The 16,178-nt window shown below is 63.4% G+C and carries 5 protein-coding genes and 1 pseudogene; 4 read left to right on the top strand and 2 right to left on the bottom strand.

Annotated features, from left to right (window positions below; genetic code table 11):
* Positions 1–3 precede the first annotated feature (3 nt).
* The 3 genes and pseudogenes from BM341_RS17995 to BM341_RS17985 all read left to right on the top strand — a co-directional run bounded on the left by BM341_RS17995 (position 4) and on the right by BM341_RS17985 (position 12,146).
* Entirely contained in the window at positions 4–10,020 is a 10,017-nt protein-coding gene (locus BM341_RS17995; RefSeq protein WP_089797553.1) for a Tc toxin subunit A-related protein, read from the top strand.
* A 100-nt stretch (positions 10,021–10,120) separates the two neighbouring features.
* Positions 10,121–10,777: pseudogene (locus BM341_RS17990) on the top strand (IS5 family transposase); the annotation flags it as partial.
* 148 nt (positions 10,778–10,925) lie between these two features.
* A complete protein-coding gene (locus BM341_RS17985) occupies positions 10,926–12,146 on the top strand; it encodes a hypothetical protein (RefSeq protein WP_089797549.1) in 1,221 nt (406 codons plus the stop codon).
* A gap of 360 nt (positions 12,147–12,506) precedes the next feature.
* Here the strand turns inward: BM341_RS17985 and BM341_RS17980 are convergent, their stop codons facing one another.
* Together BM341_RS17980 and BM341_RS19815 are read right to left on the bottom strand one after the other, a co-directional pair.
* Positions 12,507–12,935: a hypothetical protein gene (locus BM341_RS17980; protein ID WP_139233037.1), complete on the bottom strand. Its 429-nt coding sequence runs from the start codon at positions 12,933–12,935 to the stop codon at positions 12,507–12,509.
* Positions 12,859–13,044 (bottom strand): transposase, encoded by a 186-nt coding sequence (locus BM341_RS19815; protein ID WP_089797545.1) that lies wholly within the window; start codon positions 13,042–13,044, stop codon positions 12,859–12,861. The genes BM341_RS17980 and BM341_RS19815 overlap by 77 nt, the downstream gene beginning before the upstream one ends.
* Positions 13,045–14,991: 1,947 nt before the next feature.
* Between BM341_RS19815 and BM341_RS17965 the strand changes: the two genes are divergently transcribed.
* Positions 14,992–16,178: tetratricopeptide repeat protein (locus BM341_RS17965; RefSeq protein ID WP_089797541.1), on the top strand; the 1,187-nt coding region annotated here is incomplete at its 3' end.

Here is a 16,178-nt window from a genome sequence, read left to right as displayed (position 1 = left end):
ATCATGCCACGCCTCATCGCCATCCGCCTTCTCCCGGAACACCCGGTCTCGCCCGAGGCGTTCACGGACTACCTCAGCGGGCTTTCCGTCACCGTTTTCGACGCCTCCTTTGAGGATCCAGGCGCCAACGCGCCTGCATCGCAATTGGGCACGGCAGCATACATCGAGCCCACCACGCCGCTGAACCCGCCGCTAATCAATCAGCCGATCCACGACCCCGACACCCGGGTCATCCAGCATTTCGGCCTGCATCCCGTCAATCCGGCTGCCGGGAACGTGATGTTCTCCGTGGCCACCGCACTGATCGAGGTGCAAGCCGGTGTGCCCCCGGCTGAGCACAACACGGTCGACCTCCGGATCACGCTCCAGCGGTCCGGTGCGACGATCCAGCACAAGCGCCGCTATTTCAACATCCCCATGCGCCCGGGTGGCCTTCCTGGCGATCCGATCGATTATCAGGGTCTCACTCTCAACGGTCAGCCCTTTGTCAGCCTCTACCTCTACCTGCCGGCGCCCGGGCTGGAGACCGGTGGGACGCTTAACGTGCCGGAGGACGGCACGGCGCCGAATTTCGACCAGCTGCGGACCGCGGTCGAGCAGGTGCTGAATGCTGATCCGGGCGATACGAACGACATCGCTAATCTGACGCCGATCCTGGCGCGGCACGTAGCAAACGAGATCGTCTGGGATCGGGCTGCGCGCCCGCTGCCTGCGCCGGATCTCGCGGTCGATCACATCTACACCGAGCCCTTCGCCGCGAACGACGCCAGCGAGCGCGCGCGCACGTCGTTCGAGGGCGATCTGAAGACCTATCAGGTCGGCAATGACGCTATTGCCGAGCGACTGGCCAATTTCGTCTTCACGCTGTCTGCGGCCCTGCGCATCGAGGCCGAACTCGCCTCCGCCCCGCTCGGCGATGCAGCCGTGCTCTCTGTGCCGGTCGATCCGGCAGATGTGGGCGGTGCCACCGCGCGGATCCGGCTCACAGGACTCGTCGCCTCCGCCCACTTCGCGGTGCCGGCTGCCTATGTCTATGCGCTGACCGCCACGTTGCCGCTGCAGGTCGCCCCGGCGCAACGCCGCAAGATGGTGCTCTTTGGCTCCGAGGAGACGACAGTCCCGACGCTGGAGGAGGCGCTTCACAACGGCATCGTCGACGATACCGGGCTGATCACCATCCATCAGGCGGCGCGTCGGCTGATCGCTCTTGGCGGGGCGCGCGAGACCGGCCTGCCAGAATGCCCTGTCACCGGGTCACCCGAGCTGGACCTCGTCAACGGCTGGCTGGCCGAGTCCGCCTCGGACATCGCCGCCTTCTGGAGCGGCATGACCGCGGTGCAGGCGGACGGGCATTTCGCGCTCGTCCTTTGCGCGGTCACCGACGACCACCAGGATCTCATCACGGCACTGACGAGCGCGCCGATAAGCATCTCCAGCGTGGCCGGGCTGCGCGCCCTGCCGGATGGCGAGTGGGCGGCACTCTTTGCTGGCAACCCGGCGCTGCTGCCGCCGTTCACCCATCCCGGCTCGGTCTCCGAGCAGACCCAGACCTTCCTGCGCCATCTGCGGCGCTTCTTCGATGCGGCCGTGGCGCTTGCCGCCCCCGATCCGGCCGCCCCCGGCAGCTTGCCGCTTCTCGATCCGCCGGTGGACGATCTGCTCGCGGCGCTCGGCGTCGATGTCGAGGCCTTCGACCCGGTGGCCGACGCCGCGGCGGTCGACGCGCTCTTTCCCGACGATCCGGAGGGGCGCGAGGCGTTTCTCGGCTGGCTCTCCTGCCTCCAATCGGTGCTTGCGCTGACCGTTGGGATCGCTCCCGAGCCCTTGCGCTTTTCGGTGGCCGAGGCGCTCTGGGTGCGCGGCTTCGTGCGGTCCGCCGATCTCGACGGGCTCGACAACGCCGCCTTCTCGGGCGCGCTCATCGGCACGGTCGCGCATGAGCACGCTGCCACGATCCTTGCCAATGCCGAGGCTGAAGGCGCGCAGCCACTCGAACCCGCCGGCCCCTTCGCGCCGGTCAACCCCTGGGGGTCGCTCGTCAACTGCATCCCGCCCAAGCATCTCTCGCCGCTGGGGCCGGTCGCTTATCTTAAGGAGCTCTTGCAGGTCACCGACGCGGCGACCTGCGACGATCCGCTGGCGGACGGAACGACGCTCGCTGTGGCGCTGGCCGCGAGGCGCGGGCCTTTGGGCGCTCTGGCTGCGAGCCATTCCAATGCCTGCATCCCGATCCCGGTGATCGACATTGTGAATGAGTCCCTTGAGCACATAGTGGCGGCGGGCACGCTTCCCGGCGCAGTGCACGATTCCAACCGAGATGCGGTCGGCGGGCATGTGCTCAGCACCAACCCGACGCCGCCCGATGGCGCCACAGTGCATGACGCGCAGACCCTCTTCTGCGCGCTGCCTGAACATTCCACCCCCGCTACCCCGACTGCCGAGCAGACCGCCTGGGACACTCTGGCGGAGGATTTCACCGCCTGCGTTCTGCCCTACAACCAGCCGCTCGACGTGGCCCGCTCGACGCTCGACACGCTCCGCACCAGTCGCTTTGCCACGATGCGGGGCTTTACCCGCGAGATCCACGCGTTCGTGCATGGTCTCACCACGCCGCCCGCCGAGTTCCGCAGCCATCTCTGGCGTCTGCCCGTCACGCGACCCCTGGCGCTCGAGTACCTCGGCATCTCGCAGGAGGAGTTCGACGTACTCTACAGCCCGGGACAGCTCGGCCCGGCGGCGCTCCCCTCGCATTTCGGGTTTCCGCCCCCCCCGGACGACAACCCCAATGCCTGGATGGACGAGGTCCGCATCCTCTCGGTGTTTCTGGAACGGACCTGCCTGAGCTACTGCGAGTTCCGCGATCTGGTGCTCTCGGGCTTCGTCACGCTCCGTGTCCGGCACCGCCGGGAGGATGTGCTGCCCGAGTGCGAGCCCTGCTGCCTTGAGGAGCACCTCATCGAGTTCCCCGAGGATCCCGACCTCTTCGGGCCGCTCAAGCGCCTCTCGGTCTTCATCCGGCTCCGGCGAAGCCTCGGCCGCGCACCGCATACCACGCTAAGCTTTGCCGAGCTAGCCGATACCGCAAGCGTCTTGACCCTCTTCAACGGCAACACCGCGAATGCTGGCTTCATTCCGCAGCTTGCCGCCTTCCTGATGCTGCGCCGCGACTTCTCCCTGCAGCTGACCGACCCCAAGGATCCGCCCTCGCCCACGGCCATAGGAGCGGCGCGCACGCATCTCCTGGCGTTTTGGTCGCCGGGGGCCACAAAGTTCGACTGGGCGGTCGGGCATCTCATGAACCAGATCCAGCAATACGCGCTGGGGGTCTATCGCTGCCCCTGCCGGCTGCCCGAGTTCCTCAAGCTCCTGCAGCGCAATCTCGACCCGCTCTCGCGGCTCGCGGGGTTCGATCCCGGCACGCCGGGCCTCGAATGGCATGCCCGGCCGACCAGCACCCAGCGGATTGCCGAGATCCTCGCCAAGATCTATGCCTCGAAATTCGGCGTGGGCGAGCTCCTCTTCCTTTTCACCGCCGATCCGCGGCTTCAGGGTGACGATCCCTTCCCGGCCCAGACGCCCAACGAGGCGCTCGACCTGCCCTTCGATCTGCCCGACAACGAGGCGGAAAGCTCGCTGTTTGCGCTGCGCGACTCGCTTCTTGCGGTCGAGGCCGAGCCCGAGGGCTGGAGCTGGGCGCGCATCGGCGAGACGTTGCGCACCACCTACGGGTTGCCCGATGGCGACCCGCGCTGGGTGGAGCTCGGCCAGCGCTTCTTCCCCGATCTGCTCGAGTCCGAGGGCACGCCGGTGCCGCCTGCCGACCAGGTCTGGCGCGAGCCGCTTGCCTCAGCCGCCACCTCCGAGGCGATGTGGAACACGCCCGAGGGGCCGTTCCGCTACTTTGTCGCAAGTCAGGAGTTGGAGACAGCCCTGCCGCTCGTCGACGCCGCGGTGATCGTCAAGCTCGCCCGAATCCGCCAGCTCAACCCGCAGGAACGCCAGGCGATCAGCGATCTCTACATGGCGCCGCGCCGGCTCCTCGCCTTCTTCGGGTTCCTCTTCGAGAACCACAGTGAGGCCGAACAGGCGCTTCTCGAGGCGCCCGACGAGGAGACGCGATGGGCCTGGTTCCGGCAGAGCTTCGCCCGCTTCCATGCCCGCAGCCTTGCCATGGCCGAGCATCTCGCGGGGCATCTCGACCGGATCACCGGCGATGTAAAACACGACGGGGCGGAGACGGCGCTCTTGATCCTGCGCCATCTCTGGGCCGACGAGAACACCGCCACCGCTCCCTGGGAGGATGACAGCGGTGCGGCACCTGGCGCCCTCTGGGGGCCGCGACCCAATGGCGGCGCGTTCCACGCGCTGCATGGGGTGGTCGGCACCGGACTCATCGCGGAGTATCGCGGGGCCGGGCCGCTCATCCGCTGGCGCGAGACCCGCGGCGGGCTCGACGCCTTTGGTGAGGCAGAGAATGCGGCGAACGCACCACTGCCAGTGCTGATTCCGGCAATGACCACGACGCTGACGGCCGAACAGCTCGAGCATGTCGCGATCCGCAACGGCTTTGCATTCGGCAACTCCTACGCCACGCCGGTGGGCGGAGCCGAGCCCTTCACGCTGATCTGGCGCGGGGTGCTGCTGATCGAAGAGGGGGGCGAGTACGGGTTCCGCGCCGGCGCCCCGCGGCCCGGCGCCGAGCACCCCGATTTCGAGGAGCTGCGGCGATTCCATGGCTGGCGGGTGCGGCTTGCCCAGGGCCAGAAGGAGTGGGTGCTGCTCGCCCACAATCATGACGAGGAGGCGCCGGCCGAATGCGCCAAGCCGATCCATCTGGAGCGCGGGTTCTACGACATCGAGATCGAGTTCGAGCGCCTCGATCTGGTGCTCGACGGGCCCGAGGATGTCTGCCCGCAGACGACCGGCTTCCAGATCAAGTATGACGGCCCCGATGCAGGCGGCGACTGGGCGGTGATCGCGCATGACAAGCTCTTCATCGGTATCGGCGAGCGGATGGATGACGGGCTCGACACCGGCATCTCCTCGCCCGGCGTGCTGGGCGCATTGGGGCTGCGCCATGTGGTGAGCCTACGCTCGATGCGCCGCACGCTGAAGCGGGTCGTGAAGGGGATGCTCTTTGCTGACCGGCTAGATCTCGGGGCGATTTCTATTGCCGACAGCGGCCAGTCGGAACTCGGCTACTTGCTGAGCCAGCCCGCCGCATTCTCCGGCCAGACGCATTTCGACCCCGGGGGCGGGTTCCAGACGCACCGCGCGGACTTCGACATGAACCTTTTCCCGGTGCTCGACAATTACGCGCCCCCGACGCCGGCGCAAGATCAGCGCGTCGACCCGAGCCCGCAGCGCATGGCTGCGCTGTTCGACTGGTTCGAGCGACTCTTCGACTATTCGGTGATGCGCGCAGCCACCGGGACAAGCCCCGAGCCCTCCGCCTCGCTCCTCTTTCACGAGGCTGCCGAGGCGCATGTCGACGAGCCCGCCCAACTTCTGCGCCATATCGGGGTGAACATCCGCCATGTGCCGTTGGTTCTGAGGTATTTTGATCCTGCGCAGGTTTCGCTCACATTCGAAGTGACCAGCCCGGATCTGATCGACGACCGTTGGGCCGTACGCGTCTGGCATGCCGATCGCTGGCTGCGGGGGCTGCGGGCGGCGTTTCTGGAGGCCGATATCGGGGGGGCCGAGCCGCATCTCTGGGCAGCGCATCCGGTAGAGATGGCGGGGCTTGCCAATCTCACGAAGTTCCATCGAGACGGCTGCATCGAGAACGACGATCCACGCCGCTACAAGGAGATCGAGCGGCTCAATGATGGGCTGCGGGAGCGCGGGCGCGACGCGCTGGTCGCCTTCCTCACCGCGATGAACCGCGTGGCGCTTCCCTGGGGCGGGTTTGCGACGATAGCACGCGATCTCTCCGACCTCCTCTTGCTCGACGTGGAGGCCGGCCTATGCCAGAAGGCTGCACGGGTCGAGGAGGCGATCACCGCGCTGCAGCTTTTTGTTGACCGCGCGCGGCTGGGACGCGAGGCGGGGTTCACCCCCGGGGCGGGGTTCGCCATGGCCTGGGACCGAAAATTCGCCGGTTTCCGCACTTGGCAGGCCTGCAAGCGCCGCGATATTTACCGTGAGAACTGGATCGGCTGGACCGCCGAGGCCGTCGCGCAAGGCTCCGAAGCAATGCGCTTTTTGCAAAGCGAGCTGCGGCGGAGCGATCTCACCCTGCCAGTTCCGGGCGGCGGCGTGCATTGGCCGAGTGCTGATCTGGCCCCCGCCCAAGCACTCACGCTCCTGCAAAAGCGCGAGCCCGCTACCCAGCGGCGGCTCGAGCCGCCGCGCCAGGGGATCGGGCTCATGGGCATTCCCGACCGGCATGCACGGCCCAACTGGCTCGCACCGCTTGACGGTGGCCCGCGCCGGCCCGGCGACGACGAGTCCGATCCGGTGATCCTCTTCACCCACCCGACCGGCATCGCCTCGGCGACCCAGCCGAGCCTCGCGACAGGAGCCGGCCAGTCCCTGCCGATGTGGTTCGAAGCGCCGGTGCGTCTCGGGGCGAAGTTCCTGCGCGTGGCGGCCGCCGCCCTGCCTGCCGCCTCGGCGAGCTATACGGCGAAATGTGACCGGTCTGCACCGTCTTGGTGCTGCCAGTGCTGTGGGCGCGACCACCCACCGATGATCGACGAGTATTACTTCTGGATCGACGTCTCCGAGGAATACCTCCCCGAAGACGCGGAGCAGCAGGCCGAATGGGTATCGAGAACGCTCTTCGACGAGGACGGCCAACTGATCAACGACGACGAGATCGTGCCGGAGGACGGCGGCGAACGGCCCGTCCCCGACACGGTCTGGCATGACGAGACCGCGCTCCCCGGCGCGCTCGCCTGGGCGCCGCGGCGTATCGCAAGGCTCAACTGGAGCCGCGTGCACAATGGCGAGTTCCAGCCGCCGCGGCGGTCGAGCGAGGGGGTGCTGCTGAGCGAGGGTCTTGCCGCCAGCCTACCCGAGATCAGCTTCCGCGGCCGCGAGGCTGATTCCCTCTTCTTCGACGTCGAGGGCGGCGAGGCGCGCATCGGCTATCCCGACGATCCCGTGCCGGGTTTCCGCTACGACATTGCCCCCGATACCGCAACGCCCCTGCCGGCGCTTCAACCGGCGGATGTCCCGGCGCTTCCCGGTGGGCTTGCGGCCTTCCCTTGGTTTGCCTTCGCCTGTCCCGGTGCGCCGGTGCTGCCCAAAAAGACCTTCGGGGCGGTGCTCGCGGTGGCCGAGCATCTAGCCGCCCATTGCCATTATGAGGACGCGTTGAAGTGGCTCGAGCTCGAGTTCCCGACTCTTCAGGGTGACAATATTTGGGCGGCCTGCGATCGCCCACGCCTGCCCGATCCCACGTTTCCGGATGATCCCGACGACCCGGATGATCCCGAACTTCCGGTCCCTGTGCCTGCAGTGATCAACCCCGTCCTCCTGCCGCGGCCCGGCATCTGCTGCTGCCCGAGCGACCCGGTCTCCGACACCCGCGCCGAGCGTCGGCTCGTGATGATGCTCTATGGCGAGATCCTGCTTCATTGGGCCGAGGCTCTGATCCGCAAGGATACGCCTGAAGTCTATCAACGCGCGCGGCTTCTGGCCGACACGGCGCGGCGGGTCCTCGGCGCGATGCCGAAGACCGTCGTGGTCAAGCCGGGCGAGGCGCCCGCCCTGCCGGTCCGCGACGTGACGCTCGCCTGCGCACCGCTCAACCCGCGGCTGATGTGCCTCTATGAGAAGGCCGAGGACATCGAGGGGCGCATCCATGCCTGCCTCGACTCGCATCGCCACAAGTGTAGCCGGCCCTGGGCCGTGCAGCCTTACTTCTCGGAGGATCTCGCCCGCGAATGTTGCAAGCTCTCGGGCGACCCCTGCCTTGATGTGGCGCAATGGTGCCGGCGCAAGAGCCCGCACCGCTTCACCGTGCTCGTCGAGCGCGCCCGGAGGGTGGCCGGCGAATGCGCCCAGCTCGGCCGGGCGCTCCAGCAGGCGTTTCAATCGGGCGATGCGGAATTCCTCTCCCAGCTCACTACCAAGCATCAGCGCCAGATCAACGATCTAATGCTCGAGATCCGCCAGAACCAGTGGCGCGAGACGGACTGGACGGTGCAGGCCCTTCGCAAGTCGAAAGAAGCCTCGATCACCAACCTCACCTACTACCAGAACCTTCTCGCGGCGGGGCTCCTCTCGGGCGAATCGCAATACGAGCCGCTGATCGGTACCGCGACCGGGCTGCGCGCCGCCGGCAATGTGGTGGAGGCAATCGGCCAGGCGATGAACCTTATCCCGGATCCGAATGTGGGCTTTCCATGCAACTTCGTCACCCTGCCGCCCGGCAAGAAGCTCGCGATGATCTTCTCCTCGATCGGAACGGTGGTGAACGTCGCTGCCGATATCGTCAACACGGTGGCCTCGCTGGGGCTGACCAAGGATGGCTGGGAGCGGCGCGAGGACGAATGGCGCCACCAGATCGACGTCGTCACCATCGACGTCGCCCGCAACGAGCGCGAGATTCTCGCCGCCGAGCGCCGTCGCGACGCCGCCCTGCGCGAGCTCAACGCGCATCGGGCGAGCATCGCCAACACCGCCGAGTTGCACAACTTTCTGCGCGACAAGTTCACCAGCCATGAGCTCTTCCTGTGGATGCAGAAGGAGCTCGCGGCACTCCACGCCCAGTGCCACGATCTGGCGCTCGTCTGCGCGCTTGACGCCGAGGCCGCCTTCAACTTCGAGCGCGAGCTCTCGACCGAACGCTTTGTGTCGCTCGATGCACCCGACAGCCTGCATGAGCGACTCCTCGACGGCGACCGACTGGGCCTCGCACTTGCACGCATGCAGAAGGCCTATGAGGACCGTGACAGACGCCCCTATGAGCTCACCAAGCACATCTCGCTACGCCAGCATTTCCCTACCGCCTTCCTGCAACTCGTCGCCACCGGGCGCTGCGTGGTCGAGCTACCCGAATGGCTCTTCGACCTCGACTATCCGGGGCACTACCTGCGGCGCATCCGCAGCCTTGCCGTGAGCCTTCCTTGTGTGGTTGGCCCCTATCAGGGAATCCAGTGCAAGGTCATGCTGCTCGCATCATCAATCCGTGTGAGCCCGGAGGTACGCACGGCCGACCATCGCTGCTGCGACGACATGGGCTGCAACTCGGGCTACGAACCCCTGCCCGACGATCCGCGCGTGGCGCATCTTTATGGCGCGGCGGAGGCGATTGCCACGTCTTCGGGTCAAGAGGATGCGGGGCTCTTCTCGCTCGATCTGAACGATTTGCGCTATCTACCCTTTGAGTATCAGGGAGCCGTATGCCGGCTCTGCATCGAGCTGCCCCCCGAAACCAACCGCTTCGATCTCGAGACGGTGGCTGATCTGGTACTGCACATGCGCTACGTAGCCCATGAGGGCGGCCATCTCCTTCGCGCCGCCGCCTGGGAGTGCGCACGGCGGTATCTACCGGGGTCGGGCCAGCGCTTCATTGACGCGAAGCGCGAGATGCCCGGGCGGTGGCGGCGAATGGCAGCTCCGGGGCACCACGGGATGTCGAGGGAAGGGACCGACTATCTCGGCCTCGCCCTCGACCGCGCGATGTTTCCCTTCCTCACCGGCAACCGCCGGCCCGTGGTCGGACGCATCGAGATACTCTGCGAGGCGCCGGATGCCGATCCGAGCCGCCCGCTGCGGGCGATCTTCTTTGCCAGCGAGCGGGTGGAGACGATCCGACCCGACACCTGCCGCGAAGGGGTCTTCACCGTGGACTGCGTGGCCGACGCCGCCTGGCCGGGCTTCTTCCACGGCGTCCTGGAGATCGACCCGGTGGAGCTGGCGGGCCATGACACCGTGCTCGGCGTGCTCGCCTTCGACCCGAGGGCACTGAAGATCTGCAACGCCTGGCTCGTCTTCGGCTATACAGCAACCGAGCCCTCGCCCCGCTGTGTCGCTCCGCCGCCCGAGCCGCCGTCTTGCCCATGAGGGCCGCCACCTTCTGGACTCCCGAGCCACAAGCTGTCTACGTTCTGTCTGAAAAGCCATGATTGCCACACCACCTCCTGTCATGACAGGGAAGGCGCGTATGGCAGGACATCACGAACTTTCCGACGAGCGCTGGCGCATGATCGAGGAGTTCGTTTCCCCGCCGCAGGTCATGGGGCGTCCACGACGAGACGACCGCAAGATACTCAACGGCATCTTCTGGATCCTCTGCTCCGGGGCCAAGCGGCGGGACCTTCCGGAGCGCTATGGCCCATGGGAGACCGACTATCAGCGATTCCGTCAGTGGCGCGATGACGGCACCTTCGATCAGGCACTGGCTCGTCTGCATCTTCGCCTGGGCAAGGATGGGCTCATGGATCTCGACGCCTGGATGGCCGATTCGAAGTCGAGTCGGGCGACCCGTGCCCCCGGGGGTGTCGGTAAAAAGGGGGGGCCGGAAGAACCGGTAGATCATGCAGATCATGCCTTGGGGCGCAGTCGTGGCGGGCTGACTACCAAGCTGCACCTGCTGTGCGATGCTCGGGGGCTCCCGTTGAGCTTCACGTTGTCAGCGGGGCATCAGGCCGATTCGCGACATTTCTTCGAGCTGCTTGAGCAGGTGCAATTGCCCGGCGATCGGGGTCGTCCTCGTAAGCGCTGTCGGTACGTGGTCGCGGACAAGGGCTACGACAGCGATCCGCTACGTCGCTACTGTACCCGCTTCTGCATGCGTCTGATCATCACCCGGCGCCGACTGTGCGGAATAACTAAATGACCGCCAATTTATTTAGGTTCAATTGCCACAACAGGGCGTATGCCAAGGCAGCGCTACTAACTAAAAGCACTGCGGACGATAAATATAACCAGAAAAATCAACTGTTAGAACAACTAACTATGGAATAATCATGAACGAAAACACTCTCTTCTACTTTCCCTACGCCTCTTTTACGGATGCTCAGCTTCCACTTTTGAAGGTGGCGGCACTCTGGTTCGACAAACTGGTCATTCTCGACCCGGTCGGCGCGAGCTGGGACACGGTCGGGGCCGACCACGTCGCCCGCGATGCTGTGATACTTCTTCAGGACGCTGGCATCCTCGAGGTGGTGACGCCCGCCGCGGCCCTCGCTCGGCACGCCGGCGCCATCGTCGACGCCATCCGTCGCGACATGGCCGACCCCGAGTTCCTACACATGTGCGAGGGCCACAGCTACGCGACGGGCAAGCAGCGATGGACGCTCTCCTTCGCCAAGCTACCGCGTGGCTTGAAGGAGGACGAGGCCATGCGTTACCTGCTCGGCGATCTCGCCCGCGAGGTGTCGGGCACTGCCACCAACCACAGCGAGGGCGGGGCCGCCGAGTACTATGCCTACGCCCAGTCGGGCCAGGCCTACGACGAATATCGCGAAGGCTACGACGGCGCGGTCGAGTACCGCTATGCCGACTTACCGCTGGCCCTCGGCGAGTCAATCATGATGAACCACGCCCTCTTCACCGGCCTGCTACACGCCGGCGCCACTCCGATCGCCGACAATCCATTCCACAGCCAGGCCCTTGCGCTAAAGCTCCGCCGCGCCACCCAAGAGCCGGCTATCCAGCAGGTAGTGAGCGACCGTGTGCGGGCACGCCAACTCAAGACCGATGAACTGGCGGCTACCACGCTGACCGATACGCAACTTACGCTGCCCATCCTCAGCCCGATCATCCCTCTTGAGGAAGTTCTGGAGCACCGCCAAAGGCACGCTGCCACTCTAGCTCAGGCCCGCGACAAGTTAGGCTGGATGGCACGCCAGATCGAGTCCGAGCCGTGGAGCGCTGACTTCGCCAATACGCTTGAACGCAAGACTATTCCCGCCATCGCCAGGGAACTGGACGAGGCCCGCAAAGCCCTTGATACCGGGCTCACTGAACGCACGAAGCGGTTGCTTGCGGCTGCTGGCATCAGCATTGGCGCGGCCTCCGCCTTATTGGCAGTCTTCGCCGCCCCGATCACCCCCATTGCCCTGACGACGGCCGGGCTCGGCCTCGCTTCCGGCACGGCCATCCCCGCCGCGAGCTGGCTGCTCGATTGGCAGAAAGGAAAAAATTCGGCACAAGAGAATGGCTTACACTATTTGTTGAAATTTTGAAAGAGCAGGACGCCCGGCCCTCTGCGCAACTAGAGGAGTCGGTTATGGCCTCAAAACCCAACCCAAACTACTACAGCCGTAATTGCTGTGAAGTTTCGGCATACTTCTGTCGCCTTCTACGGTGGCGCTGCCAGGCACGGTATTGATGTCGTCGACGCCGGTCGGACCCATGCCACCCATGCGAAGCGGTTTCCATGCCCCGCCACACCAGGCGAATCAGTCACTTCCTGATCTCCGGAAGCGTCAGGTCGATTCGTAGGTGGGACGTTGATGGCCTGTTTGGCGCATCACAGCGAGCAAGGCATACGCCAGAAGAGCGAGCGTAATATGCCGGTACCCGCCCGACCAGCGGCGGACCTTCTACTGCTCCAGGCCACCTTCTCCCTTGGCGGTCTGAAAGCCTTGCTCGATAGGCCAACGTTGGCTGGCGACCCGGATCAGGGCATCCAGCGAGACCTGATCGCGGGAAGCAAACGCCATGTAGAACGCCCGGTCGGTGGGGTCAGCGCACGATTGGCGAATTAATAGGTAATGGCCCCAGTGTGGCGCTTCTTCCGCTAATGGGAGACGCCATAAGGGAGTCATGGCCCAGCCGTACCAGTGTTCGTCCTTGCTGCCGCTGCCGGCGGAAAGACGATGCCAGGCATCGCGTGGCAGCGCATCGGCTATCTCGTCGGCTCGGATATACTCTGGCCCCTGCCACACTAACGGCTCATTGCATGGCACGGCGAGGACGAAAGGGTTGTTCCCGCTGTTCGGGCCAAAGGCGAAGGCTACGGTTGCCCCCATAGACGGCATCTCCGGTGACACAGCCGGCAGGCATGCCATTATAAAGCGCCCGTTCCAGCATTCGCCGGGCCAGTTCCGGCTTGCTGGCAAAGCCGACCTCATCGGGAATCCCGGCCTTGCTACAGCATTAACGATCCTGTGTTCGAGCGTCCGGCAGGTACAGCTCGCGAGCGATGAAAGCACTTCCCTGGGAGCTGGCATAGCTGAGAAATCAGGAAAATCACAGCACACCATGACATCCCTGTATCGAAAGAAGGCTCTACTTTAAAGCGTAAGTCAACCAATTACGGTTATAGTAGTAGGCACTGATAGTTAGCCAGACAACAAAAATCACTCTAATACTGCAGTTATAAATAATGCCTATACGTCGTTGGTTACCTATCAACAATGATCCACGTCTGGTGAAGGCCATGGCTTGGGTGTAAATACAAATTACCGGAATTGAGTGCAGAATCTTTTGAGACACTATGCATTTGGTAAAAAAGGAATCAGTCATGAAAAAAAATTTCATATTAACTACGATCATCGGAATTATACTTTTCGTAACGGAAGTATCCGCAGAAGAAATAATGACTATTATTCCTGGCAGTATGTGACAGCCAGACTCACCTGCGTCACTACCCCATATCGTGCATCGAAGTGTTGGAACATTCAACCTTGATGGCAGTGGTGCCCTAAGAAGTGTCACTTGCCCGATCATACGGCATAACACCCATAACTCGAACGGCCTGCCTAGTGTTCAGATCCGTGTAGAAACCAACCACACGCTAGATGCACGTCGTAACCCGCTCGACTGTGAACTCTACAGCAGGGACATGTTTGGAAATCGTGTGGGCGGAACGCTTCCCACAAGAATTCAGGATAGCTTTAAACACACCCGAAACGGACGAGGGAATTATCGTTTGGTCGCTCGGCAGAGTGCTCCTGCAGGATATTACGAATTGACCTGCAAGCTTCCATTTCAGGGGGGCGTTATAAGTATTCAGGTCACTGAGCATTCTAAGCCAAAGTGAGTATCCAGGTCACTTTGTACACTAGTGCAAATTTACCACCTTGGAATAACGTGTTCTCGTAATATAAAGACTCAACTACTTTGGCACAACCGGCCAAAGTAGTTGACGTCGTATAACCATGAGGCGGTTATGTGTCGGACCTTATGGCCGTTCCGTTTGGCGGGCTGGGCATGCTCTTAAGTTGGCGGTGTGATGCTATTGGCGGCCGATTGGTGATTCTCGGCATTCTATTCATTTTCAAGCTCAGCCAGCTTCTCATGTGTCTGGGCAGTGTAACTGGTGAAATCGATCCCGTTGATATTGTCGGCCAGGTACCCGGACCTCGTGGCCGAGATGCCACTCCAACATCAGGAACTCGCCGTTGATACAGTGCACTGCCTGTTCCACGTGCACCATCTGACTGAAGATTTTGGCCTCGACGTTGGGCTTGCTGAGCGGCCCAGCATCTTCATCACCGAGCGCACACAGCGGCGCATGAAGCTGGAATCGTGTCGGTAGGTGGCCTAGGTCGTGGGCGACTCGTCAATGCGGAAGCGATGGCGTCGGGTACACCTGAAAGTTCAGCGACGAAGACAGCCGCAAGCTCCCGTGATTACCCGACATTTGGCACAGGAACAGAGGATCCAGAAGATGCCATTGTATCTCTGCACGGTTGGCGTGCGTGGTCGTGGCGCATTGATGAAGCAGTTGAGCCCTGGATCCTCAATGGACAATGGTTCATGCCATAGGCCACTACTTGCCGGGACCATACACGTAGCGATGAAAAATAACAGTTCTCCCTTGCTCAGCAGTAGCGCTGCTTCTTTATCTCGGCCCAGTCAATAGACGGTGCCTGTCGTCCATGGCGACCTCGGTAAGGCGCGGGCCTCGGCGACTCCCATCCTTCGAACAGAGCAATCCCCTCTCGCCGATCAACCGGTATTGGACTAGATTTGTAGTAGTAGCTGAGCATGCAGGGTCAATGACTGTCAGTATGTTTTCAGCCCCCGACCGTTTTACGACATGCCCGGTCCCGCCACTCAATGGTTCTAGGGGGTGTCGTCATGAACACGGCTTTCCGCTTTGCCCTATTTGTCGCAACTTTAAGCATTGCCCTTCCTGCTTCGGCGCACCAGGACGCTACGCACGATAAGCATACGGCCAACGGCGAAAATGCCGTTGGCACGATCAGTTTCAAGGCGCAATGTGCTGAAGATGTGCGCGCTGATGTCGATCACGCACTGGGAATGATGCATCACATGATGTACGCCCAGGCCAAGGCCGAGTTTGAAGCGATTATTCAGGCCGACCCCAATTGCGCAATGGCGCACTGGGGCACAGCCACTTCCCTGTTTCAGCCGCTATGGAGCACGACGCCAAGTGCGGATGATATCGCCCAGGGCCGTCAGGCCATCCAGGAAGCGCGCGAAAACGTCGAGGACGAGCGTGAGCGATTGCTGATTGAGGCGTCCGCCGCCTTTTTCGAGCCAGAGACCGACCGCGTCCAGGCGCGGCTGGCAGGTTGGATCGAGGGGATGGCCTCCGCTTATGCGTCCTACCCTGGGGATCTCGACGTTGCCACGTTTTACGCGCTTTCGCGGCTGACACTGGCGCAATTTGCTGACGACCGAAAGGCGCTGCACAACGAGGCAGAGCAGGTTCTGCGCACTGCCTGGGAAACCGATCCCACCCATCCTGGGGCAGTCCATTACACGATCCATGCCACCGATGCCGATGGACGCGGAGGAAATGCGCCAGAGATCGTCGAATCTTACGGTGAGATTGCTCCAGACGTGCCCCATGCCCTGCATATGCCATCCCATATTTATGTCCGGCTTGGCGACTGGCCCAACGTGATTGATTGGAATCGCCGCTCCGCTGAGGTTGCAGTGAATCATAAGGAGGGTGGCGCAACGTCGTTTCACTACATCCACGCCCTCGATTATCTGGTTTATGGCCACCTCCAACGCGGCGAGGACAGTGAGGCGCACAAGGTTTGGGAAACGGCTCAGGCAAACGGGCCGCACCAGGCCAACTTCCCCGGGGCCTACCACTTGGCGTCGATACCGGCCAGGCTGGCTGTCGAGACACGGAATTGGGAAGCGGCAGCGGCTATGGCACCCCGCACGCCAGACTATATTGATTGGGATATGTTTCCCTGGCCGGATGGGCTGACCTGGTTTGCACGCGGACTGGGTGCTGTCCACAGCGATGACCTGGACGCCGCTCGCGAGGCCGAACAGCGGCTGGC

The organism is Halomonas korlensis, from assembly GCF_900116705.1.
Lineage (GTDB): Bacteria > Pseudomonadota > Gammaproteobacteria > Pseudomonadales > Halomonadaceae > Halomonas > Halomonas korlensis.
Note: the sequence above shows the minus strand (reverse complement) of the source record. Positions and strands in the feature narration are given on the sequence as shown.

What these genes read in the sequence shown, in the direction of transcription:
- BM341_RS17995 (WP_089797553.1), top strand. Translation starts at nt 4, where the DNA reads ATGCCACGCCTCATCGCCATCCGCCTTCTCCCGGAACACCCGGTCTCG.
- BM341_RS17985 (WP_089797549.1), top strand. Translation starts at nt 10,926, where the DNA reads ATGAACGAAAACACTCTCTTCTACTTTCCCTACGCCTCTTTTACGGAT.
- BM341_RS17980 (WP_139233037.1), bottom strand. Translation starts at nt 12,935, where the DNA reads ATGGGGGCAACCGTAGCCTTCGCCTTTGGCCCGAACAGCGGGAACAAC.